Source organism: Chryseobacterium aquifrigidense, from assembly GCF_006716485.1.
Lineage (GTDB): Bacteria > Bacteroidota > Bacteroidia > Flavobacteriales > Weeksellaceae > Chryseobacterium > Chryseobacterium vietnamense.
The window spans coordinates 2,777,996-2,800,277 of record NZ_VFPD01000001.1; the positions used below are offsets into that span (position 1 = coordinate 2,777,996).

A 22,282-nucleotide genomic window follows, 5' to 3' on the forward strand; every position below is an offset into this window, starting at 1 on the left:
ATTATCCTAGAATCTTAGCTACAGTAGCACCAATATCAGCAGGAGAATCAACAACGTTAATACCGTTTTCTCTCATGATTTCCATTTTTGCCTGAGCTGTATCTTCAGCACCACCAACGATAGCACCTGCGTGACCCATTGTTCTTCCTTTTGGAGCTGTTTGTCCAGCGATGAAACCTACAACCGGTTTAGTAGATCCGCTTGCTTTGTACCATCTTGCTGCTTCAGCTTCAAGACCTCCACCGATTTCACCGATCATTACAACGGCTTCAGTTTCCGGATCGTTGATGAAAAGTTCTAATGCTTCTCTTGTAGTTGTTCCGATGATTGGGTCACCACCGATACCGATTGCAGTAGAAATACCATAACCTGCTCTTACAACCTGGTCAGCAGCTTCATAAGTAAGTGTTCCTGATTTTGAAACGATACCTACTTTACCTTTTTTGAAAACGAAACCTGGCATAATACCAATTTTAGCTTCTTCAGAAGTAATGATTCCAGGGCAGTTTGGTCCGATTAATCTGCAGTCTCTGTCAGCAATATAAGATTTTACTTTTACCATATCAGCTACAGGAATACCTTCAGTAATACATACGATTACCTTGATACCTGCTTCAGCAGCTTCCATGATAGCGTCTGCTGCGAATGCCGGTGGTACGAAAATGATACTTACGTTTGCTCCTGCTTTTGAAACAGCGTCAGCTACAGTGTTAAATACCGGCTTTCCTAAGTGCTCGCTACCTCCTTTTCCTGGAGTAACACCACCTACTACATTTGTTCCGTATTCAATCATCTGACCAGCGTGGAAAGTTCCTTCGTTCCCTGTAAATCCTTGTACAATTACTTTAGAATCTTTGTTTACTAAAATTGACATTTTATTGTTGTTTTAATTTATTTATTATTTTATTAATGCTCACAAATTTACTTAAATTTCTTTGATTTTAGATAAAACCTTTGGAATTGTTTATTTGAGATTTCTCAGCTTTACTTCTTTTTTCAGATAAGTCTTGAAATCTTCTGCAAACATCCCGATATAGGTTCCTTTTTCAAGATCTCTGTTCACCCCTGTTTTTCCGAGAAGCACGGATCCTGACTCAATTTTGTTACCGGAAGCAATTCCTACCTGTCCCCATAAGGTCACCTCATCTCCGATGATACAGCATCCTGCAATTCCTACCTGAGAAGCAATCAGACATTTTTTTCCGATAACGGTATCATGTCCGATCTGAATCTGGTTATCCAAAACGGAGCCTTCTCCAATGATGGTAGAGTCTGTAACTCCCCTGTCAATAGTACAGCCGTTTCCTATCTCCACGTTGTTTTCAATAACAACATTTCCAACAGATATCAGACGGTCAAAATTTCCGTTTAATTTTCTGTAATAAAATGCATCACCACCTAGTACGGTATTGGACTGGATGATAACATTATCACCGATTTCTGTACGGTCACCAATGACAACATTAGGAAAGATTAAGGTATTTTTCCCGATTTTCACATTGTTTCCGATCACTGCTGAAGAGTGAATCTTTGTACCCTCTCCTATTTCCACGTCGTGAAGTTCTTCTGTGAAATTATAGATTCTGGTAAAATGAGTATTGATTTTATTAAAGTCTCTGAAAGGATCGTCAGAAACTAAAAGTGCTTTACCTTCCGGACAGTCTACTTCTTTATCAATTAAAATTATAGTGGCTGCAGAGTTTAATGCTTTGTCATAATATTTGGGGTGATTCACAAAAACAATATCACCTGGTTTTACCATGTGAATTTCATTAGTTCCCAATACTTCAAAATCTTCCGGCCCTACAAATGCCGAGCCTATTATATCTGCAATCGTTTTAAGCTTTTGCGGAGAATGGAATCTCATAACAATAGATTTTCTTATAAAACAAAATTCGGAGTGCTGATGCAAACCGAATTTATGTAAATTTTATTTATTCTTTTACTCTTTCTAAGTAGCTACCGTCTTCAGTGCTTACTTTAATTCTGTCTCCCGGTTCGATGAACAAAGGAACCATTACTCTTGCTCCTGTTTCAACGATTGCGTTTTTAAGGGCGTTTGTTGCAGTGTTTCCTTTTACACCCGGATCAGCTTCGATAACATCAAGGTATACGGATTGTGGAAGTTCAGCAGAAAGTGGAGTTTCATCAACTTCTTTCAGGATGATTGTTACTTCTTCACCAGCTTTCATAAACTGAGAGTTCTCAATCATTTCTTTATTGATGTATAACTGAGAGAAGTCATCATTGTTCATGAAGTGGAATCCGTTCTCATCATCATACAGATACTGGAACTTTCTGGTGATTACTTTTACTTCATCAATTTTGTGTCCTGCAGAGAAAGTATTATCAATTACTTTACCGTTAGTCACAGATTTTAATTTTGTTCTTACGAAAGCAGGTCCTTTTCCTGGTTTTACGTGAAGAAACTCGATTACTTTAAAAATATCATTGCTATACTCGATGCAAAGACCTTTTCTGATATCGTTACTTGTTGCCATTAATATATATTATCTTTTTTACTTAAATTGTATTGGCTGGCAAGCAAACAGGCAGATTTGCAAATTTGCTTTTTAGCATTTCTCTTAATTACTCTCTTTACCGGTTCCGTATCCTTTTACGATCCCTCTTGGTGAGTTTTGAATAAACTGTAAGATTTCATCTCTTTCAGCCGTTGGAAGCATTTCTTTTTCAATATGGGAAATAGCCTGGGAAACGTTCATCTTCATTTGGAAGATTGCTCTGTAGATTTTCTGGATTTCAAAGATTTTTTCATTCGTAAACCCTCTTCTTCTTAAACCGACAGAATTGATACCAGCATAAGACATAGGCTCTCTTGCTACCTTTACATAAGGTGGAATATCTTTTCTTACCAAAGTACCTCCGGAAATCATTACATGTTTTCCGATTTTACCGAATTGGTGAACTGCTGATAAACCTCCCATAACGGTATAATCTCCAATCTCTACATGACCTGCAATACCACAACCGTTTACGATGATAACGTGATCTCCAATAACGCAATCATGGGCAATATGCGAAGTAGCCATAATAAGGCAGTTCGCTCCTATTTTTGTATATCCTAAAGCCTTTGTCCCTCTGTTTACGGTAACGCACTCTCTGATTGTCGTTTCGTCACCAATAATTACCTGGGTATCTTCACCATCAAATTTCAGATCCTGGGGAATTGCAGAGATTACAGTCCCGGGAAAAATCCTACAGTTTTTTCCTATTCTTGCACCATCCATAATGGTTACGTTAGGACCAATCCATGTTCCTTCTCCAATTTCTACATCCCCTGCAATGGTAGTGAAAGGTTCTACGATTACATTTTTGCTGATTTTCGCACGTTTATCTACGGCTGCTAATTGATGAATCATTTAATCAACTTTATTTTTTGCAACTTGAGCCATAAGCTCTGCTTCTACTGCTACAGTGTCTCCTACATATCCATACCCCTGCATATGAACAATTCCTCTTCTGATAGGCTCAATTAATTCAATTTTGAATATAAGCGTATCTCCTGGAATTACTTTTCTCTTGAATTTCACCTTATCAATTTTGATGAAATAAGTAGAATAGTTTTCAGGATCCGGAACGCTGGCCAATACAAGAATTCCTCCTGTCTGTGCTAATGCTTCTACCTGAAGAACTCCAGGCATTACAGGTTCTTTAGGAAAATGTCCAACGAAGAAAGGTTCGTTCATTGTTACATTTTTCAAACCTACCACGTGAGAGTCTGAAAGTTCAAGAACTTTATCAATTAATAAGAACGGGGGTCTGTGAGGCATAAGCTTCATAATTCCGTTGATATCGAATACCGGTTCTTTTGTCAGGTCAAAATCCGGAACATTTTTCTTTTTCTGCAATTTCCACTGGCGGTTTAGTTTTTTCGCAAACTGAGTATTCACAAAGTGTCCCGGTTTGTTAGCAATAACTTTACCTTTTATTTTTACTCCTGCCAAAGCAAGGTCACCAATTACATCAAGTAATTTGTGTCTCGCAGCTTCGTTAGGATAATTTAAATTAAGATTGTCAAGAATACCGTTTGGTCTGATCGATACATTATCTTTTCCAAAGGCTTTCTTTAATTTTTCTGTTGTTTCAGGCGTAAGATCTTTATCTACATATACAATGGCATTGGAAATATCTCCACCTTTGATCAAACCATGATCTAAAAGCATTTCCAATTCATGCAGGAAGCTGAATGTTCTTGCTGATGAGATTTCGTCTTTAAATTCTGAAATATTTTTAAGAGTAGCATTCTGAGTACCAAGTACTTTAGTCCCAAAATCTACCATGGTAGTTACTTCGTAAGTATCTGATGGAATGATGGTAATTTCCGAACCTGTAGCCGGATCACTGTATGTAAGAACTTCTTTTACAACAAGATACTCCCTTGCAACAGTTTGTTCAACGACTCCCACACTTTCGATAGCTTCCACAAAGTACTTTGAGGATCCATCCAAAATTGGTGGTTCAGAGGCATCCATTTCTAAAATTGCGTTATCAATATCACAACCAACAAGGGCTGCTAAAAGATGTTCGCAAGTGGTAATTTTTACCCCTAATTTTTCTAAAGTAGTTCCTCTTTCCGTTGCTACAACATAATTTACATCCGCTTCTACCTGAGGATGTCCCTCCAGGTCTGTTCTTACAAATACGAAACCTGTATTTTCCTTAGCAGGTTTAATGGTAAGTTTTACTTCTCTACCCGTATGAAGGCCAATTCCAGCAAGAGTTACCTCCTGCTGAAGTGTTTTTTGCATATCACTCATTAGTATTATCTTTTGAGTTATTCTCAAGATTATTTATTCTATTTACTATTCCAGGTAAATTCCTGAAATGAACATAACTCCTTAAATAGTCATTGTAGCTGATTGCGGGTGAACCATACAATGTTTCTCTGTCATTAACACTGGAATTCACACCACTCTGAGCCTGGATTTTCACCTGATTCCCTATTTTGATGTGTCCTACAACACCTACCTGTCCCCCAATCTGGTTCCAGTCACCAATAGTTGTAGAGCCAGCAATTCCTGCCTGTGCAGCAATGACGTTGTTCTGACCAATTTTCACATTGTGGGCAATCTGAATCAGATTATCGATCTTAGTTCCTTTTCCTATTATTGTAGAGCCTATTGTAGCTCTGTCAATACTACAGTTTGAACCAATTTCCACATCATCCTCAATAATCACATTTCCAAGCTGTGGTATCTTTTTGAAGCCTTCAGCTGTTGGCTGGAAACCAAAACCATCCCCTCCGATTACCGTGTTGGAATGAATCACACAGTTATCTCCGATAATACAGTAGTCATAAATTCTGGCACCACTGTCTATCTTACAGTTTTTACCAATTTTCACTCCTTTTCCTATATATACATGCGGATAGATCTGTGATCCTTCTCCTATCTTAGCTTTCTCAGAAACATACGTAAATGCTCCGATATAGGCTTTATCCCCTATAGCAGCTGTGTCATGAATAGATGAGCCATTTTCAATACCTTCTTTTCTTCCCTGCATTTCCTGATATAAATTCATCAGAATCTGAAAAGACAGATAGGCATCTTTTACAACGATTAAGGTAGGGTTATAATGATTTTTCTCCAGAAGTTGTTCCGAAACGATGATAACAGAGCACTTTGAGCTATCCAAATAATGAGAAAATCTATCTTGTGCTATAAAAGAAAGATGTCCTGATTCTCCATTTTCAATTGGTGAAACTCCCGTAATAAGTGCATTCTCGTCACCTATTATTTTTCCGTCAATAAAACTTGCAATTTGCGAAGCTGTAAATTCCATATTCTGCAAAGATAAGAAATTCTATAATTTGCAAACATGTTTTAGTTTCAGATCGTAAATTTTAATATTCTTTAAGAGTCCAATCTGGAGATATCTCTTGGAAACATAAGGATATAGCGGGTTGTCTTATTCACGATCAACCCTGATAAAAGCTGATCTTCCGACTCATGCAGCCTTGTTCTCCTGCCATTTTTATGCAGTAAATAGATGGGCTGTTTCTCTGCATGATAAGGGAATAATTTTCTTTTAATTTCATGTACCAATTCATTACCATTATCGATTCCGAAAAGTTCATTACTCTTTTTTATTTTTTCCTTAATTATTTCCTGATCAAATGGATGTGATGAAATAATTGTTTTAGGCAAATTTCTCTGAATTACACATTGGCACCAATATGATAATACAAAGTCATCCGAATTCTGCCATTCTTTCATTGCCTGAATCACATCATTATCGTCAAGTTTTGTAAATCGTTCTATATCTTCATCCGTTGCAGCACTTTTTTCGCGGTATAAAAAATATTTCAGATTATCGGTAGCAGGAAGTTCTGCTCCCTGAGAAATCAGATACTTTGCTCTTTCCAGAATCTTAACCAAAAGAAACTCTGCTAATGCTGACGTTTTATGATAGTATACCTGCCAGTACATAAACATTCTGGCTGTCAGGAAATTTTCAATGGAATAAATACCTTTTGCATCAATCACCAGCTCGCCTTCATCACAGACATTCATCATGGAAATAATTCTCTGGGTATTAATATTTCCTTCAGAAACTCCTGTAAAAAAACTGTCTCTTTTAAGATAATCCAAACGGTCAACATCCAGTTGGGAAGAGATCAGTTGGTTGAAAAATTTCCTGTGATATTTTCCCTGAAACATTTCAATAGCCATTGACAGCTGCCCTTCGAATTCCTCATTAAGCTTATTCATCAGCAGTAAAGAAAGATTTTCATGATGCCAGTCATCCATCAGCATACTTTCCAAAGCATGAGAAAACGGACCATGACCAATATCATGCATCAGAATGGCCAGCATTGCACCTTTTTCTTCTTCCTCCGAAATTTTCACTCCTTTCTGCTTCAATGTTTCCAGCGCAGTGAACATCAAATGCATCGCACCAAGAGCATGGTGAAATCTTGTATGGGTAGCACCGGGAAATATGAGATTCAAAAGCCCTGTCTGCCCGATTCTTCTTAATCTCTGAAAGTAGGGATGCTCAATGATATCAAATAAAATTTCGTGTGGTATTTTGATAAATCCATGAACGGGATCGTTGATGATTTTTAGCTTATTCTGCATTGAAACGTCAGTATTAGTAAACAAAGTTAGGCATTTTAAAGTTTAGCCATTTATTAAATTACTATTAAAATATAGGGATAAGAGAGTCTTCTACCAAATATTTTTCATCAAAAAGCATCATCATATCCATTATAGAAATTCTTTGGCAGCTATTTATTTTCCATTCAATATTTTTTGAAAACCTTTTGCGACTGTTGTATTAAAGGATTATCTTTGAGAGAAAACACGGCAACCTTTAATGAGAAAGTATTCTCTTTTCCTTTTATTACTTTTAAGTTTAAATTTTTCCGCACAAATGATCACCGGGACGCAGAAGTTGGAATCTTTGTGCAGGGTTTGGGGATTTTTAAAATATTACCATCCTCATGTGGCAAAAGGGAATCTGAACTGGGATAAGCAGCTTTTTCAAAAAATCAATGAACTTCAAAATATTAGTGATAAACAATCTCTCAATCATTTGTATTCTGAATGGATCGAAAGTCTGGGGGAAGTTCCGTTATGCAGAGAATGTTCAGTGAAAGATCAGAAAGTTTATTTTCTCAAAAATTTTGATCTGCGCTGGATTGACAATTCGCAGATTTTCTCTGATGATGTATCTCAAAAGCTTCGTTATATTGAAAGCAACCGGAATCTTGGAGATAATCATTATGTTGGAAAAGGGGGAAGAAAAATATATTTCAGAAATGAAAAATCTTATGGATCCGGATTTACTTCCACAGCGATTAGCCTACTGGAGCTATTCCGTTACTGGAATTATGTAGAATATTTCTTTCCCTATAAATATGAAACCGATCAGAACTGGAATGATGTTCTTACAGAAATGATTCCAAAATTTCTACTGATTGATGATGATGAAAATTTTCACCTGACGTTAGCAGAGCTGGTCACTAAAACAGATGATTCACACGCCTATATTTCGTCGAAAGAAATTCAGCTTCATCTGTATGGCCAACGAAAGGTTCCCGTAGAATATTCCTATGCTGAAGGAAAATTAGTAATTACAAAAATTAATAACACACGGTTAAGACATCAAAGTCAGCTGCAAAAGGGAGATCTTATTTATGATATTGAGGGAAAAACCATTCCGCAGGTGATCAACAATTTGGGAAAATATGTGCCTGCTTCCAATTCATGGGGTAAGGTCAGTAAAATAAAAGACAAACTTCTCTTTAGCAACAATGATTCTGTTGCTTTAAAGATTGAAAGAGAAGGACAAAATCTCGAAATAAAAACCAGAACATATTTAATTAAAGATATTATTCATGAAAAGAATCCTGTTCCAAAAAAGTGGAAATTTATGGATTATGAGAAGAAAATCGGGTACGTGAATATGGGAATTATAGAAAAGGAAGATCTTGATGAAATGTACAGCAGTTTACGATCTACGAAATCCATTATCTTTGATCTGAGGAATTATCCGAAACAAACGATTGTACCCTTAAGCTATCTTCTTCTTCCGAACCCGGCAATCTATTATCAGTTTACTTTTCCTGACACCAGCTATCCCGGAAAGTTCTACATCAGAAAAAATGTCACCGGAAGAAAAAACCCTGAATACTATAAAGGAAATGTCATCGTTTTAGTAGATGAGAATACGCAAAGCCAGGCAGAAACCACAACAATGATGTTCAAGCAGCATCCGAAAGCTAAAATTATCGGGAGCCATACTTCGGGAGCCAACGGAGATGTCATTATGTTTAAAATTGCTGACCTTGACACCCGTTTTACAGGTCTCGGTGCCTATTATCCTGATGGCAGAGAAACCCAAAGAATCGGAATTATTCCTGACATCCTTATAAAACCAAGTGTAGAAGGAATAAAAAACGGAAAAGACGAAGTGCTGGAAAAGGCTTTGGAGTATATAAAAACCACTGATTAAATGAAAAGAAAATGTGAATTATTTTACCGTATTTTCATTTAACTAATATTTAACTTTTAATCTTTCGATTTTGTGAGATTTTAAAAGGAATTGGTCAACATTTTGATACAATAACCATGTAAAAAATAAATTATGTCAGAAAAGATATTATGGATCGATGATGAAATAGATTTACTTAAACCTCATATCGTATTTTTAGAAAAAAAGGGTTACCAGGTTACTCCTGTTAATAACGTGAATGAGGCTTTGGAACTTATGGATTCAGAGAAATTTGCGTTAACGCTAATTGATGAAAATATGCCCGGCATTTCCGGATTGGAAGCAATTCCTATGATTAAGGAAAAAGACAATGCCTTAAAAATCGTAATGGTTACCAAAAGTGAAGAGGAACACATTATGGAAGAAGCAATCGGTTCCCAGATTGCCGATTATATATTAAAGCCTGTAAACCCTAACCAGATATTACTTTCCCTAAAGAAAAACCTTCAGGAAGATAATCTTGTTGAGCAAAAAACAATTTTGCAGTATCAGCAGGAATTCAGGAATCTCTCTATGGAACTTTCGTACCTGAGAACCTACCAGGAATGGGCAGAATATTATAAAAAGATCCTTAGCTGGGAAATCAAATTTGATAAGGTAGCAGACAATGAGTTTGCAGATCTTCTGCAGTCTCAGAAAGAAGAAGCCAATATTCAGTTTGCAAAATTCATTGAGAAAAATTATGAAAACTGGCTGACAGATTCAGATAAGCCGATGATGAGCCACACCCTTTTCAAGGAAAAGGTAAAACCTGAAGTGGAAAAAGAAAAAGTTCTTTTACTGATGGTGGACAACCTTCGCTATGACCAGTGGAAAGTAATCGAACCTCTGTTTACGAAATATTACAATAAAATATCGGAAGATTATTATTACAGTATTCTTCCTACGGCAACACAATACGCGAGAAACTCTTTCTTTGCAGGATTAATGCCATCCGAGATTGAAAAACGTTTCCCGGATAAATGGTTCAATGATAATGAAGAAGGAAATAAAAATGAGTTTGAACGTGATTTTCTTGAAGACCAGATGAAAAGAATTGGTCTTGGATCAAAATCCATGAAGTATCTTAAAGTACTGAACGCGGATTTTGAAAGAAAGATCTACGATGATTTCAATCAGCATAAAAATAATGATCTTTTAGTCATTGTATACAACTTCATTGATATTCTTTCACATGCTAAAACAGACAACCATATTGTAGATCAGCTGATCCGTGATGATAAGACTTTCCGTTCCCTTACGTTCAACTGGTTTGAAAACTCTTCTTTACTGAAGATCATTAAAACGGCTGCTGAAAACGGATATAAGCTGGTTATCACAACAGATCATGGAACGGTATATGTGAAAAAGCCAAGTAAAGTGGTGGGAGACAGAGAAACATCTACGAATATCAGATATAAAACAGGTAAAAGCTTAACGTATGATGATAGTGATGTGTGGGCCATTACCAACCCGGAAAAACTTTTCCTTCCCAAAGGAAATCTAAGTTCTAAATATATTTTCGCTAAAAACAATATATTCCTGGCGTATCCTAAAAATTACAATCATTTTGTTAATTACTATAAAGAAACTTACCAACATGGTGGAATTTCACTTGAAGAGTGTATTATTCCTATCAGCGTATTAGAACCCAAGTAGTTTTTTTCATAGTTTATTTAATTTTGGGTTAAAGGCGGAAAAAATCATTCGATTTTTTCCGCCTCTTTTTTAAGGCACTCATTTTGCATACCAGAAAGCAACCTTAAATAAATATAATCTTATGAAAAAACACATTTTTATTGCAGCAGCATTTGCAACAATATTTTTAACTTCATGTAATAAAGAAAAGAAAGCAGCAGATTCCACAGTCACTCCTGTAGACAGTGTTGCTTCTATCCCTTCTGATTCAGCAGCTGTTTCAGGAACTCAGGATGAAATTGTAAAGAGTACTTCGAAAGACAGCAGCGGAAAAACGTTGGATATGACTTTCAACAATACCAAAAATACCGCTACAGTGGTTTTCAATAATGAAACAATTGAACTACAGGGACAAAAGCCTGCATCAGGAATATGGTATAAAAATGATCATTATGAACTGAGAGGAAAAGGCGAGGAAATAGAACTGACAAAAGATGGTAAAACAGTTTTTAAAAAATAAAATCACTTATTAAAATAAAAAAGCCGGCTTTGAGATTCAAAACCGGCTTTTAAATTTCCGCTTCTTTTTTATAGTTCATATCTTCGTAAAAAATAAATCATGTTTATTATTTCGCTTACTTACAAGAGTTCTGTTGAAGATGTAGAAAGACTTATTCCCCGGCACAATATTTTCCTCAACAAATATTATGAATCCGGGAGATTTATTGCTTCGGGAAGAAAAGAACCCAGAACGGGCGGAATTATCATTGCGAAAGCAGCATCTAAAAAAGAGGTTGAACAGCTCATCACTGAAGATCCTTTTTATATTCACGGAATAGCAGATTATACCATCACTGAATTTATTCCATCCAAATACAATGAAAACTTTAAAATTTTTATAGAAGACTAATGAGATTAATCACATACAATGTCAACGGTATCAGAGCGGCTTTCACTAAAGATTTTCTGGGCTGGCTGAAGACTGCTGATCCGGATATCATCTGTATCCAGGAGAGCAAGGCCGGAAATGATCAGATAGATATCGAAAGCCTTGAAAAATTAGGATATCACAGTTATTGGCATTCCGCGGTTAGAAAAGGCTACAGTGGGGTCGGAATTGCTTCAAAAATAAAACCTAATCATGTAGAGTATGGTTGTGGCATTGAGAGCTATGATAATGAAGGAAGAATCATCCGTGCAGATTTTGACGGATTTTCTGCAATCTCTGTATATGTTCCTTCTGCCTCAAATATTGAGAGACTGGATTTTAAAATGCAGTTCTGCCATGACTTCCTTGAGTATATCAGGAATTTAAAAAAAGAAATCCCCAATCTTATTATATCCGGAGACTTTAATATCTGCCACGAGGCTATCGATATTCACAATCCGGTTGGCCTGAAGAATGTTTCAGGATTTCTTCCTATGGAAAGAGAGTGGATGACGAATTTCATCAATGAGTGTGAACTGATTGACAGTTTCAGATTCTTTAATAATGAACCGGATAATTATACGTGGTGGAGCTACCGCCAAAATTCAAGGGAAAGAAATAAAGGCTGGAGGTTAGATTATAACTTCACTTCCTATAGTTTAAAAGATAAGCTTACAAGGGCTGTCATTCTAAAGGAAGCTGTACATTCTGACCATTGTCCTGCTTTAGTAGAACTTGATGTATAATTGACACTATAAGCATCCATACAAAAAGCCAGCTGAATCAGCTGGCTTTTTTTTAATTTAAATCATAAAATTAATCGACAATTTCATATTCGACCGGAATGGTACCATGACTGATATCCCCGATCTCATCGAACGCAGCTTTAGACATGTCTAAAGATCTTGATGAATGGTAAGGCCCTCTGTCATTAATTCTCACTATTACCTCTTTACCATTTTTAAGGTTAGTTACCTTAACGTTTGTTCCAAATGGAAGCGTTCTGTTTGCTGCAGTAAACTTTGAGTTATCAAAGATTTCTCCGCTAGCGGTTTTTCTACCGTTAAATCTATCGTGGTAGTACGATGCATAACTTGTTTTTTTCGCATCTAAGGCATTACTTGTAAAAGAGTAAACACCCAGGGTTGAAATCATCATTATGATTACGAGAATGAATCTTTTCATCATTTTGAACTTTTATTGGTTTTGACGGAGCAAATGTATCAGGAATCTTTATAAAACCCTATTCGATTTGTTAAAAACAGTTAATAAAATCATAATAAAAAGTTAAACAACCGTGTAACGGCCTATGGATAGGGCTTTTAGATCACACTGTTAAAAAGTGTTAAAAAAAAGCTTAAAAAGTTAATTTAATTAACTAATTTATGCATAATTTAAAAACTAACAAATCAAAACAATCTGATAATCAATTACTTAAAAATAATACATTGTTAAGGTTTTAATCAAACAAAATAATTTTTAAATTAAAATTCTTAAATCCCGGATCTGAAGAACTGACCGCCAGAAGATGTCAGGCCCTCTCCTATCAACTTTCCGTATTAAATTTTAACATCTATATACAGTGTTAAAATTTCAAAGCTTGATTTTACTCAAAAAAGTAATAGGTAGAAATTTTAAAAATTACCTCCATATTATTTATAACCATCAAAAAAATAAAAGAACCTCTCTTCTGTTAAAAGTAAAAAACCAATGATTTCTCATTGGTTTTTGTTATGTAATTAAATAAATTTCTTTATTTTAAATATTCTAATACATAATCATACGTTCCACTCGGATATACTACAGACATACTAGGAGATCCTGTAACAGCAGCTCCGGTAGATGTATCATATGAATACAATTCTCTAGAATATACTGTGTTAGTACCTGCTTTATAAATAGTAATTCCGTACAAAGCTGTAATTCCACCAGGAGCCGGAATTGTTACCGCAGTAGTTGTTCCATTGGCAGCAAAAGTTCCTTTTATACCATAAATCTGTGCGTTGTTTACCTGTCTGTTTGTAACAGTTTCAGTAGTAAGAATATTTTCTTTACCCGCTCCACCTAATGGTAACCATTGTCCTGAAGCAGAAGAAAATGCTGGTGTTGGAGTAGGATTGCTAAAATAGTAAAAACCTACACCTACAGTTTGACCTCCGATACCTGATCCTGTAGCAGGAGTAGTACCAGCAACAGAGTTATATACGATCATACCATCATATGCTGTAGGAAACTTTAATGCATTAGTTACCGGTGTAACAAATGTAAAAGTCGTTAAGTTTGTTCTTGGAACAGATAAACCTTTTCCTAAATTGTTTGATGAAGGGAAACTTGAAGCATCTAAGTAAACTGATTCTCCACCTATGGTTGCATTAATTGTATTATTTGTTTTGATCTGTGCATTAGAAAAGATACCTACAGCTAATAATACAAGAGCAGAAATTTTTTTATTTGTGTTCATTTCACTATTATTTTAAATTATAAACTTGTGCAATACCATGCACCACTGATGAAAGTATACTCTAATGCCGAACCTGATACAGCTGGAGAAGTAGTTGTACTAGAGTGAACACCAGTAACACTAAATCCAGCACCACCTGTAGCATCAACTATTCTGAACTTATCACCTGCAACTGAAGTTGCTACTGCAGGAGCTGCAATAGTTACATTCGTAGTTACCAACATTGATTCATTCTTGTTAATAGCTGTTGATTGTGAAACGTTAGTATATCCAGTTGCAACAGAAGTTCCAACGAAAGGCTTCCATTCAGGAACTGTATTATCGAAATAATAGAAACCAGGGCCGGTAATTTTAACTTTTCTTGCACCTGTTCCTGTTCCGGAAGTAATGTAGACAATGGCTCCGTTCTGAGGTGCACCATATGTTCCACTAGTATCATCCTTAGAAGATAATTCTGCTGCTGTCATACGAGGGACTAGTAAGGCATCAGGTCTAGCATTGTCTGTAGTATTGGCTACTACGTCTAATGTTGCGGCAGGTGTGGTTGTGTTAATCCCCACTCGCCCCTGTTGAGCCTTAGAAACGGCCGAAAGGCCAACAAGCATAATTGCTGTTAATAAAAATTTTTTCATAAGTTTTTAAAGATTTTTAATTACATTTTTTCATCAATATTTCCAAAAAGCTTAATATATCTCAACTTGTGAACACTGAACTAAAAATAAAATATTCAAATAACTATTTCAATTGATTTTTTACTTTATTTCAATGATTAACTTACTGAAATCATACGATTTAAAAATATTGCTTCTTGGGCAAATTTAAGACATAATTTTCGATTTTAAATACATTATAATAGAAAATTAAAAATTCTTAATTATACAAAATATTAACAAATTGATTATCAATAAAATAAAAATAAACTACCGAGAAAATTCTATGTTAATTTTCGTTAATAATTTAATTTTAAAAATGATATTTTTACTTGATTAATAAGCATTTAGCTACACCAATTCTCCATATAAGTCAAATTCTTCAGCAGAGGTAATTTTAACGTCTGCAAATTCGCCAATGGAAATATAGGTATCTTCTGCTGAGACCAAAACCGTATTATCTACATCTGGCGAATCATACTCTGTTCTTCCAATGAAATAATTCCCTTCTTTACGGTCAAAAATACATCTGAATACTTTACCTAATTTCTCCTGATTTTTTTCCCATGAAATTTGAGACTGCAGTTCCATGATTTCTTCTACTCTTGCCTCTTTTACTTCCTGTGGAATATCATCTTCCAAAACATAAGCTGTGGTATTTTCTTCGTGAGAATAAGTAAAGCAGCCTAATCTGTCAAACTTCTGCTCTCTTACCCAGTCTTTCAGCTCCTGGAATCTTTCTTCTGTTTCACCCGGATATCCAACAATCAGTGTTGTTCTGATGGCCATGTCAGGAACTTTTTCTCTGAATTTTCCTAAAAGGGCATCTGTTTTCTCGTGAGTAGTTCCTCTCTTCATAGATTTTAACAGATCTGAATTGATGTGCTGAAGAGGGATATCTATATAATTACATACTTTAGGTTCTTCGCGGATAATATCAAGAACATCTTCAGGGAAGCCGCTTGGGAAAGCATAGTGAAGACGAATCCATTCTACTCCTTCTACTTTTACCAATTCTTTTAAAAGGTCACCTAATGCTCTTTTTTTATACAGGTCCAATCCATAGTAAGTAAGATCCTGCGCAATAAGAATTAATTCTTTTGTTCCTTTTTTGGCCAGTTTCTGAGCTTCTAAAACCAGTTTTTCAATTGGAGTTGAAATATGCCCTCCTCTCATCAACGGGATAGCACAGAAAGAACATGGTCTGTCACAGCCTTCAGAAATTTTAAGGTATGCGTAATGTTTTGGAGTTGTCGTTAATCTTTCTCCTACCAGTTCATGCTTATAATCTGCACCAAGATGCTTTAAAAGTACCGGAAGGTCTCTGGTTCCGAAATATTGATCTACATCCGGGATTTCTTTTATCAAATCCGGTTTATATCTTTCAGACAGACAACCTGTAACGAATACTTTCTCAACCTCGCCTCTGTTTTTAGCATCAACATAATCAAGAATGGTATTGATAGATTCTTCTTTAGCATTATCAATAAATCCGCAGGTATTGATTACCACAATATCCCCACGGTCTTCGTGAACCACTTCTTTGCCATTGGCCTTCAGCTGGCTCATTAATACTTCAGAATCATATACATTCTTGGAACATCCAAGAGTGACTACATTGATTTTCTTCTTCCCTACAGATTTTGTACGCATCGTTTTGATTTTGAGTCTGCAAAGATACAAAATATTGGAGAGTTAAGATTAAAAAATGAAAACCACTTTATAAAAGTGGTTTTCAGGGATATACTTTAAAAGTTTTTTTCTTTAAATCCAGGGGCATTCTGGTCTTTTTCTGAAAGTATGGCATCTTTTTCATCTACCTTCCAGTCGATATTGAGATCCGGATCATTGAATTTCACACTGCCTTCAGATTCTTTGTTATAAAAATTATCACATTTATACGAAAATACTGCATGGGTACTCAATACAGAAAAGCCGTGTCCGAAACCTCTGGGAACATAAAGCTGTACTTTATTTTCGGCCGTAAGTTCTATTCCGAACCATTTTCCGAATGTAGGAGAATCTTCTCTAAGGTCTACCGCCACGTCCCAAACGCTTCCTTCAAGGCAGGAAACCAATTTTGCCTGGGCATGTTCTCCTTTCTGAAGATGCAATCCTCTCAATACTCCATAGGAAGATTTAGAAATATTATCCTGCACAAAGTGCCCGTTCATTCCGGTAAGTTCCTCGAATTTTTTTTCGTTGAACTTTTCAAAGAAGTAGCCTCTTTCGTCTTCAAATATGGTAGGCTCTATGATGTAGCAGTCTTTAAGCGGGGTTTCTTTAATTTTCATAATAGTTAAAAACTCTATTTCAATGTGGTTATTAATGTTTTAAACAAGATCTTTGTATCGTTTCTGAATGACATATTTTCAAAATAGTCCAGATTCATTTTTACCTTGTTTGGAAATAATACTTTATCATTATACGCTAAAGGATCTTCCTGATTATTCAGAAGATATTCTTCATCTCTGTATTTAATACTTGCTTCACAGGTAAGTCCCGGTTTAAGTTCCAGAACTTTTCTATCTGCTCCGGTAAGTTTATCGTAATAGCCTTCAATATCAGGTCTGGGGCCTACAAAACTCATATCTCCTTTTAAAATATTAAACAATTGCGGAAATTCATCCAGCTTAAATTTTCTGAGCGTCTGCCCTATTTTGGAACAGGTTCTCTTCTGTTCATGAATTGTTTTAATTTTAAAAATGGTAAATGGTTTTCCATACTGCCCTATCCGGGTCTGAAAAAAAATTCCATTGGATGATGTATCAAAGCTTGCAATTACATATAAAATAATCAGTACAGGCATAAGAAAAAGGATTAATATTGCCGCTAAGGCAAAATCAAAGACCTGTTTCCAATATTTATACTGATTCATTAAATGATATTAAATTCCAAAGTAAGTATGAACTACCTTTGTTATTCTTTCTCTGTCATCATCAGACAGGTTAGAGCCTGAAGGAAGGCATAATCCGTTATCAAAAAGTTTTTCAGAAACATTCCCGCCATAATAAGGAGAAGTTTCAAAAACCGGCTGTAAATGCATTGGTTTCCAAAGTGGTCTTGATTCAATATTGTCTTCTAAAAATGCATGTCTTAAACCTTCTCTGTCTTTACCTGTAATTTCCGGATCAACGATCACTGCAGATAACCAGTGGTTGGAATAGAAATCATCTCCTGACTCTGAAAATACGGTTACTCCTTCAATATTGCTGAAGAGGTCAACATAGAAACTGTGCATTGCTCTACGCGCAGCCACTCTGTCTTTAAGCACTTCCATCTGCCCTCTTCCTATTCCTGCCACGATATTGCTCATTCTGTAGTTGAACCCGATGTGTGAATGCTGATAGTGTGGTGCATTGTCTCTCGCTTGTGTGGAAAGGAAAACCGCTTTATCTTTATCTTCCTGAGTATGACAAACCAAAGCGCCGCCTCCTGAAGTGGTAATAATTTTATTTCCGTTAAAACTTAAGATTCCAAAACGTCCGAATGTTCCGCATGCCTGTCCTTTATACGTTGAGCCAAGAGCTTCTGCAGCATCTTCTATCACAGGAATCTGGAATTCCTGAGCAATGGCTGTAATTTCGTCCATTTTTGCCGGCATACCATACAGGTGAACTACAATGATTGCTTTAGGTTTTGTTCCTTTCTGGATTCTGTCTTCGATGGCTTCTCTTAGTGCTTTCGGACACATATTCCATGTAACTGGTTCGCTGTCAACAAAAACAGGAATTGCTCCACAATATGCGATTGGATTGGCTGAAGCCGAGAAAGTCATAGATTGGCAGATTACCTCATCACCATGTACAACTCCACACTCGATAAGAGCAAGGTGTAATGCTGCAGTACCTGCAGAAAGAGCAGCTACTTTTGCGTTTCCACCTAAAAACTGCTCCAGATCACTTTCAAATCCGTTAACATTAGGCCCCAACGGAGCTACCCAGTTTTCTTCAAATGCCTCGTTGATGTATTTTTGTTCATTCCCTCCCATATGTGGCGAGGACAGCCAAATTTTAGTATTCATATTTTTGATTCGTAACTTTTATATAATATTTTTTTTGATAATTCTACCCGGATTTCCTACTACAACTGAATAATCAGGAATATCGTTAATGATGACCGCACCGGCACCTATGACACACCATTTTCCTATTTTGATTCCCTGAATTACAGAAGCTCCTATTCCAATCTGAGAGCCTTCACCGACTTCTACTCCTCCGGCAAGTGCCGAATTGGGTGAAATATGAGCAAAGTCTTCAATCACGCAATCATGATCTACAGATGCATTGGTATTGATGATACAATGTTTTCCAATGGCAGTATCTGAATTAATTACCACGCCTCCCATAATTACTGTTCCCTCTTCTATTTTCACTGAACCAGAAATAATTGACTTTGGGTGTATTAACGTACCCATCTCTTTATCAATCTGTTCTGCGATTTTCTTACGGGTGAGATTATTTCCAATTGAAATTACAAGGTGATCTGTATTGTCCGGAATTGTTTTAAGAACCGGAAATCCATAGCATTCTGTTTTACTGATGTCATGATCAATAAAAGCCTTTATTTCAATTCCGGAAGCAGCTGCAATATCTGCTATTACTTTACCGTGTCCGCTTGCTCCAAATAAATACATTATTTTTTCTTTCCTTTAAAAGGTTCTATGGTAACATGTCCATCTGCTGAAATACCTTCTCTTATAAAAACTTTCTTTATGGTAAGGAATATTATTTTCAGATCCAGCATCAGAGATACGTGGTCGACATACCAGACATCTAAATTAAACTTTTCTTCCCAAGAAATAGCATTTCTTCCGTTAATCTGTGCCCAGCCGGTAATTCCCGGTCTTACTTCGTGTCTCCTTGCCTGATGTTCATCATATAAAGGCAGATATTGTACCAATAAGGGTCTTGGACCTATTAATGCCATATCACCTATCAGAACATTAATCAGCTGGGGAATTTCATCAATTGATGTTTTACGGACAAATGATCCTACTGCCGTAAGTCTCTCTGCATCTGACAACAGATTCCCTTCAGAGTCTTTTTTGTCATTCATTGTTTTGAATTTTATAATGGTAAAAATTTTACCATTTTTCCCTGGTCTTCTCTGCAGGAAAAAAGGTTTCCCTTCATTTGCAATGGCCAAAGCAATAAAAAAAACAATAAAGACAGGGCTTATTATAAGCAAACCGGTTAAGGCTAATATAAAATCAAAAACTCTTTTTACAAAAACACGATACATCTTTTTCTTTTCTCTTTATTTTTAAGCGTTAATAATTTTATCATAAGATTGTTGTACCAGAAATTCTCTTTCCAGGAATTTCCTGCTGTTCTCCCTCATTTCTTCAAAGTCGTTTGTATCCATTTCTACAAATTTATCTATTGCTTTTATCATCTCTTGAAGATTCGCTGAATGTACAGCTATACCGCAATTATTCTTAACTACATCTGTTCCGATATCTGTACAAGAGTCGGTAGCGGTAAGAACCGGCAATTTAAACTCAAGATATGAGAGTAAACGGGATGGATAATTTGGGATGGTAAAATCTTTATGCAGAAAGATCAGCCCAACGTCGCATGACTGTACCAGCAGGTCATAATCAGTTTTGGGAATGGCAGATAAAAGCAATGCATTTTTAGGGCGGAAATTATCAAACCATTTCCTCATTCTGCCAAATTCTGTTCCTGAACCCACTATCACAAAAAATAATCTGTCATCTTCAGCTTTAGCTTTTAAGGTTTCTATCACAAACTCAATTCCCTGGGGTTTTCCCAAATTCCCACCGTAGATAAAGATTTTTCTATTTTCCGGGATGCCATACCTGGCGTGAATGTCTTTATATTGGCAAATAATTTCTCTGTTTAAAGGCAAGAGCTCAATAGCATTTGGATTTACCTCCAGTTTTTCTTTAGGAATAAAAGAATTATGCTCCATCACAAATTTTAGATTGGCATCAGACATACACCCAATTTTATCTGAGATCAAATATAATTCTTTTTCTTTATTTCTAAAGTAATTGTAGAGTAATCCTTTCTTAGACATCAGCTGCATATCCACAGCATTTTGCGGGAAGATATCCTTCAGAAGTAAATATGTCTTAGCCTGATCTCTTTTTTTGATATATTTAATAAGGTTTGTAAAAGTAATAGGAGGTGTGGCATAAATAACCAGATCAAATTTTACTTCCGGTAAGTATTTTTTGATTGCTCTCAGAAAGAGTTTATCTATTGTTAAGGTAGAAATTCCCTTTTCAATAAAGTTCGTTTTCTGGATATTAAGTGTTTTTACATTCAGAAAAACAGTATTCCCTTCTTTATTCACTTTTGTTTCTTGATTTTCGCATCTTTCAACAGGGGAAACTATATACAGGTGATGCCCATGCTGGGAAAATTCCCGCATTAAATCTTGATAAATACCACGTTCTTTTAGGGTGTTTATCTTCACTAAGGTAAGAAACATTATATTCATAATTTACTCCAGACTACTCTGTTAATGTAATCGGTATAGCTTAAAATAATTCTAACCGTTTTTTCTGACACATTGGGCATAGAATAATCTGCCACAAGCCTGTAGTTTCTATTTTCTCCTGTTTGCTGCTGCCTAAGCTGTACCAATCCCTGTAATATTCTCTCAGGAGATAATCCCACCATCATTACAGAAGCTTCTTCCATAGCTTCAGGTCTTTCATGTGCTTCTCTAATGTTAAGCGCTCTGAAATTAAGGATTGAGGATTCTTCTGAAATGGTACCGGAATCCGACAGTACTGCATAACTTCTCATTTGAAGAGCATTGTAATCATGGAAGCCAAGTGGTTTCAGAAACTGAATTTCAGATCTTACCTGCACCTGCATTTTATCGATCATATTTCTTGTTCTAGGATGGGTAGAAAAAATGATTGGATACTGATATTCTTCTGCGATTGCATTAAGGCTGTTGATGAGTCCTTTGAAATTTTTATCTGAATTAATATTTTCTTCTCTATGTGATGATACAACAAAATACTTTCCTTCTTCAAGATTTAATCTTGTAAGAACATCGGAATTTTTAATGCTGGGAAGATAGTGATTCAGAACCTCATACATCGGGGATCCTGTTTTAATGATTCTGTCAGCGGGAAGTCCTTCTCTCAAAAGGTATTCTCTGGCAATATCAGAGTATGTCAAATTGATATCTGAAATGTGGTCTACAATTTTCCGGTTGGTTTCTTCGGGAACTCTTTGATCAAAGCATCTGTTTCCGGCTTCCATGTGAAAAATCGGAATCTGTCTTTTTTTGGCAGGAATAGCACATAAGCACGAGTTTGTATCTCCGAGTACTAAAAATGCGTCCGGCTTCACTTCCTCGAGAAGCGGATCTATTTTAACCAAAATATTCCCAATTGTTTCTGCAGCTGTTTTTCCTGCTGCTTCCAGAAAATGGTCAGGTTTCCTTAAGCCTAAATCGTCGAAAAAGATCTGGTTAAGTTCATAGTCATAATTTTGTCCTGTATGGACTACAATGTGTTCTACAGCTTCGGAAGTATCTAAAGCTGATAACACTCTTGATAATCTAATGATTTCCGGCCGTGTGCCCACGACTGTCATTACTTTTAATTTCATCATATGG

23 protein-coding genes are annotated in these 22,282 nt (G+C 36.0%); 5 read left to right on the top strand and 18 right to left on the bottom strand.

Going from position 1 to position 22,282, the window contains the following annotated elements; genetic code table 11:
• Position 1: 1 nt before the first annotated feature.
• The 7 genes from sucD to FB551_RS12415 all read right to left on the bottom strand — a co-directional run bounded on the left by sucD (position 2) and on the right by FB551_RS12415 (position 7,100).
• Entirely contained in the window at positions 2-874 is an 873-nt protein-coding gene (gene sucD / locus FB551_RS12385; protein ID WP_034699171.1) for a succinate--CoA ligase subunit alpha, read from the bottom strand.
• Between the two features lie 90 nt (positions 875-964).
• Positions 965-1,867 (bottom strand): UDP-3-O-(3-hydroxymyristoyl)glucosamine N-acyltransferase, encoded by a 903-nt coding sequence (locus FB551_RS12390; RefSeq protein ID WP_047434485.1) that lies wholly within the window; start codon positions 1,865-1,867, stop codon positions 965-967.
• A gap of 67 nt (positions 1,868-1,934) precedes the next feature.
• Positions 1,935-2,501 carry an elongation factor P gene (efp, locus tag FB551_RS12395; RefSeq protein ID WP_047434488.1) on the bottom strand — a complete coding sequence of 189 codons (567 nt, stop codon included), beginning with the start codon at positions 2,499-2,501 and terminating at the stop codon, positions 1,935-1,937.
• A gap of 84 nt (positions 2,502-2,585) precedes the next feature.
• Entirely contained in the window at positions 2,586-3,380 is a 795-nt protein-coding gene (lpxA, locus tag FB551_RS12400) for an acyl-ACP--UDP-N-acetylglucosamine O-acyltransferase (protein WP_047434491.1), read from the bottom strand.
• Positions 3,381-4,778, bottom strand: coding sequence for a bifunctional UDP-3-O-[3-hydroxymyristoyl] N-acetylglucosamine deacetylase/3-hydroxyacyl-ACP dehydratase (locus tag FB551_RS12405; protein WP_047434493.1), 1,398 nt, complete (start codon positions 4,776-4,778; stop codon positions 3,381-3,383).
• Entirely contained in the window at positions 4,771-5,802 is a 1,032-nt protein-coding gene (gene lpxD, locus FB551_RS12410; RefSeq protein WP_047434496.1) for a UDP-3-O-(3-hydroxymyristoyl)glucosamine N-acyltransferase, read from the bottom strand. The genes FB551_RS12405 and lpxD overlap by 8 nt, the downstream gene beginning before the upstream one ends.
• A 71-nt stretch (positions 5,803-5,873) precedes the next feature.
• Positions 5,874-7,100: an HD domain-containing protein gene (locus FB551_RS12415; RefSeq protein ID WP_142017737.1), complete on the bottom strand. Its 1,227-nt coding sequence runs from the start codon at positions 7,098-7,100 to the stop codon at positions 5,874-5,876.
• A gap of 295 nt (positions 7,101-7,395) precedes the next feature.
• Here FB551_RS12415 and FB551_RS12420 point away from each other — a divergent pair, with 295 nt between their 5' ends.
• From FB551_RS12420 to FB551_RS12440, 5 genes are all read left to right on the top strand, one after another.
• Positions 7,396-8,979, top strand: coding sequence for a S41 family peptidase (locus FB551_RS12420; protein WP_167497851.1), 1,584 nt, complete (start codon positions 7,396-7,398; stop codon positions 8,977-8,979).
• Between the two features lie 132 nt (positions 8,980-9,111).
• A complete protein-coding gene (porX, locus tag FB551_RS12425; RefSeq protein WP_047434504.1) occupies positions 9,112-10,656 on the top strand; it encodes a T9SS response regulator signal transducer PorX in 1,545 nt (514 codons plus the stop codon).
• A gap of 121 nt (positions 10,657-10,777) precedes the next feature.
• Positions 10,778-11,155, top strand: a complete 378-nt coding sequence (locus tag FB551_RS12430) for an MliC family protein (protein WP_142017739.1) — start codon at positions 10,778-10,780, stop codon at positions 11,153-11,155.
• Positions 11,156-11,254: 99 nt separating this feature from the next.
• A complete protein-coding gene (locus FB551_RS12435; RefSeq protein ID WP_142017740.1) occupies positions 11,255-11,545 on the top strand; it encodes a YciI family protein in 291 nt (96 codons plus the stop codon).
• Positions 11,545-12,309, top strand: a complete 765-nt coding sequence (locus FB551_RS12440; RefSeq protein ID WP_047434509.1) for an exodeoxyribonuclease III — start codon at positions 11,545-11,547, stop codon at positions 12,307-12,309. The genes FB551_RS12435 and FB551_RS12440 overlap by 1 nt, the downstream gene beginning before the upstream one ends.
• Positions 12,310-12,379: 70 nt before the next feature.
• Here FB551_RS12440 and FB551_RS12445 read toward each other — a convergent pair whose 3' ends face one another.
• From FB551_RS12445 to wecB, 11 genes are all read right to left on the bottom strand, one after another.
• Positions 12,380-12,751, bottom strand: coding sequence for a septal ring lytic transglycosylase RlpA family protein (locus tag FB551_RS12445; RefSeq protein WP_047434513.1), 372 nt, complete (start codon positions 12,749-12,751; stop codon positions 12,380-12,382).
• Between the two features lie 565 nt (positions 12,752-13,316).
• Positions 13,317-14,024, bottom strand: a complete 708-nt coding sequence (locus tag FB551_RS12450; protein ID WP_047434519.1) for a hypothetical protein — start codon at positions 14,022-14,024, stop codon at positions 13,317-13,319.
• Positions 14,025-14,041: 17 nt separating this feature from the next.
• Positions 14,042-14,629 carry a hypothetical protein gene (locus FB551_RS12455; RefSeq protein ID WP_142017741.1) on the bottom strand — a complete coding sequence of 196 codons (588 nt, stop codon included), beginning with the start codon at positions 14,627-14,629 and terminating at the stop codon, positions 14,042-14,044.
• 396 nt (positions 14,630-15,025) lie between these two features.
• Positions 15,026-16,327, bottom strand: a complete 1,302-nt coding sequence (gene rimO, locus FB551_RS12460; protein ID WP_047434521.1) for a 30S ribosomal protein S12 methylthiotransferase RimO — start codon at positions 16,325-16,327, stop codon at positions 15,026-15,028.
• Positions 16,328-16,422: 95 nt separating this feature from the next.
• Positions 16,423-16,968, bottom strand: a complete 546-nt coding sequence (gene rfbC / locus FB551_RS12465; protein WP_142017742.1) for a dTDP-4-dehydrorhamnose 3,5-epimerase — start codon at positions 16,966-16,968, stop codon at positions 16,423-16,425.
• Between the two features lie 14 nt (positions 16,969-16,982).
• Positions 16,983-17,552, bottom strand: a complete 570-nt coding sequence (locus tag FB551_RS12470) for a sugar transferase (RefSeq protein WP_047434527.1) — start codon at positions 17,550-17,552, stop codon at positions 16,983-16,985.
• 9 nt (positions 17,553-17,561) lie between these two features.
• Positions 17,562-18,698 carry an aminotransferase class I/II-fold pyridoxal phosphate-dependent enzyme gene (locus FB551_RS12475; protein WP_142017743.1) on the bottom strand — a complete coding sequence of 379 codons (1,137 nt, stop codon included), beginning with the start codon at positions 18,696-18,698 and terminating at the stop codon, positions 17,562-17,564.
• 18 nt (positions 18,699-18,716) lie between these two features.
• The gene (locus FB551_RS12480; protein WP_142017744.1) at positions 18,717-19,310 is read right to left on the bottom strand and encodes an acetyltransferase; all 594 of its coding nucleotides are present in this window, start codon (positions 19,308-19,310) and stop codon (positions 18,717-18,719) included.
• Positions 19,310-19,918, bottom strand: a complete 609-nt coding sequence (locus tag FB551_RS12485; protein WP_142017745.1) for a sugar transferase — start codon at positions 19,916-19,918, stop codon at positions 19,310-19,312. The genes FB551_RS12480 and FB551_RS12485 overlap by 1 nt, the downstream gene beginning before the upstream one ends.
• 21 nt (positions 19,919-19,939) lie before the next feature.
• On the bottom strand, positions 19,940-21,145 hold the full coding sequence (locus FB551_RS12490; RefSeq protein ID WP_142017746.1) for a glycosyltransferase family 4 protein: 1,206 nt from the start codon (positions 21,143-21,145) through the stop codon (positions 19,940-19,942).
• Positions 21,142-22,278 (bottom strand): non-hydrolyzing UDP-N-acetylglucosamine 2-epimerase, encoded by a 1,137-nt coding sequence (gene wecB, locus FB551_RS12495; RefSeq protein ID WP_047434542.1) that lies wholly within the window; start codon positions 22,276-22,278, stop codon positions 21,142-21,144. Before wecB ends, FB551_RS12490 begins: the two co-directional genes overlap by 4 nt.
• Positions 22,279-22,282 lie beyond the last annotated feature (4 nt).

Coding starts and splice junctions, on each gene's coding strand:
- FB551_RS12430 (WP_142017739.1), top strand. CDS start 10,778: ATGAAAAAACACATTTTTATTGCAGCAGCATTTGCAACAATATTTTTA.
- FB551_RS12405 (WP_047434493.1), bottom strand. CDS start 4,778: ATGAGTGATATGCAAAAAACACTTCAGCAGGAGGTAACTCTTGCTGGA.
- FB551_RS12415 (WP_142017737.1), bottom strand. CDS start 7,100: ATGCAGAATAAGCTAAAAATCATCAACGATCCCGTTCATGGATTTATC.
- FB551_RS12440 (WP_047434509.1), top strand. CDS start 11,545: ATGAGATTAATCACATACAATGTCAACGGTATCAGAGCGGCTTTCACT.
- FB551_RS12390 (WP_047434485.1), bottom strand. CDS start 1,867: ATGAGATTCCATTCTCCGCAAAAGCTTAAAACGATTGCAGATATAATA.
- FB551_RS12475 (WP_142017743.1), bottom strand. CDS start 18,698: ATGAATACTAAAATTTGGCTGTCCTCGCCACATATGGGAGGGAATGAA.
- FB551_RS12450 (WP_047434519.1), bottom strand. CDS start 14,024: ATGAACACAAATAAAAAAATTTCTGCTCTTGTATTATTAGCTGTAGGT.
- FB551_RS12435 (WP_142017740.1), top strand. CDS start 11,255: ATGTTTATTATTTCGCTTACTTACAAGAGTTCTGTTGAAGATGTAGAA.
- lpxA (WP_047434491.1), bottom strand. CDS start 3,380: ATGATTCATCAATTAGCAGCCGTAGATAAACGTGCGAAAATCAGCAAA.
- wecB (WP_047434542.1), bottom strand. CDS start 22,278: ATGATGAAATTAAAAGTAATGACAGTCGTGGGCACACGGCCGGAAATC.
- FB551_RS12445 (WP_047434513.1), bottom strand. CDS start 12,751: ATGATGAAAAGATTCATTCTCGTAATCATAATGATGATTTCAACCCTG.
- porX (WP_047434504.1), top strand. CDS start 9,112: ATGTCAGAAAAGATATTATGGATCGATGATGAAATAGATTTACTTAAA.
- rfbC (WP_142017742.1), bottom strand. CDS start 16,968: ATGAAAATTAAAGAAACCCCGCTTAAAGACTGCTACATCATAGAGCCT.
- rimO (WP_047434521.1), bottom strand. CDS start 16,327: ATGCGTACAAAATCTGTAGGGAAGAAGAAAATCAATGTAGTCACTCTT.
- FB551_RS12480 (WP_142017744.1), bottom strand. CDS start 19,310: ATGTATTTATTTGGAGCAAGCGGACACGGTAAAGTAATAGCAGATATT.
- FB551_RS12470 (WP_047434527.1), bottom strand. CDS start 17,552: ATGAATCAGTATAAATATTGGAAACAGGTCTTTGATTTTGCCTTAGCG.
- FB551_RS12485 (WP_142017745.1), bottom strand. CDS start 19,918: ATGTATCGTGTTTTTGTAAAAAGAGTTTTTGATTTTATATTAGCCTTA.
- FB551_RS12455 (WP_142017741.1), bottom strand. CDS start 14,629: ATGCTTGTTGGCCTTTCGGCCGTTTCTAAGGCTCAACAGGGGCGAGTG.
- FB551_RS12420 (WP_167497851.1), top strand. CDS start 7,396: ATGATCACCGGGACGCAGAAGTTGGAATCTTTGTGCAGGGTTTGGGGA.
- lpxD (WP_047434496.1), bottom strand. CDS start 5,802: ATGGAATTTACAGCTTCGCAAATTGCAAGTTTTATTGACGGAAAAATA.
- efp (WP_047434488.1), bottom strand. CDS start 2,501: ATGGCAACAAGTAACGATATCAGAAAAGGTCTTTGCATCGAGTATAGC.
- FB551_RS12490 (WP_142017746.1), bottom strand. CDS start 21,145: ATGAATATAATGTTTCTTACCTTAGTGAAGATAAACACCCTAAAAGAA.
- sucD (WP_034699171.1), bottom strand. CDS start 874: ATGTCAATTTTAGTAAACAAAGATTCTAAAGTAATTGTACAAGGATTT.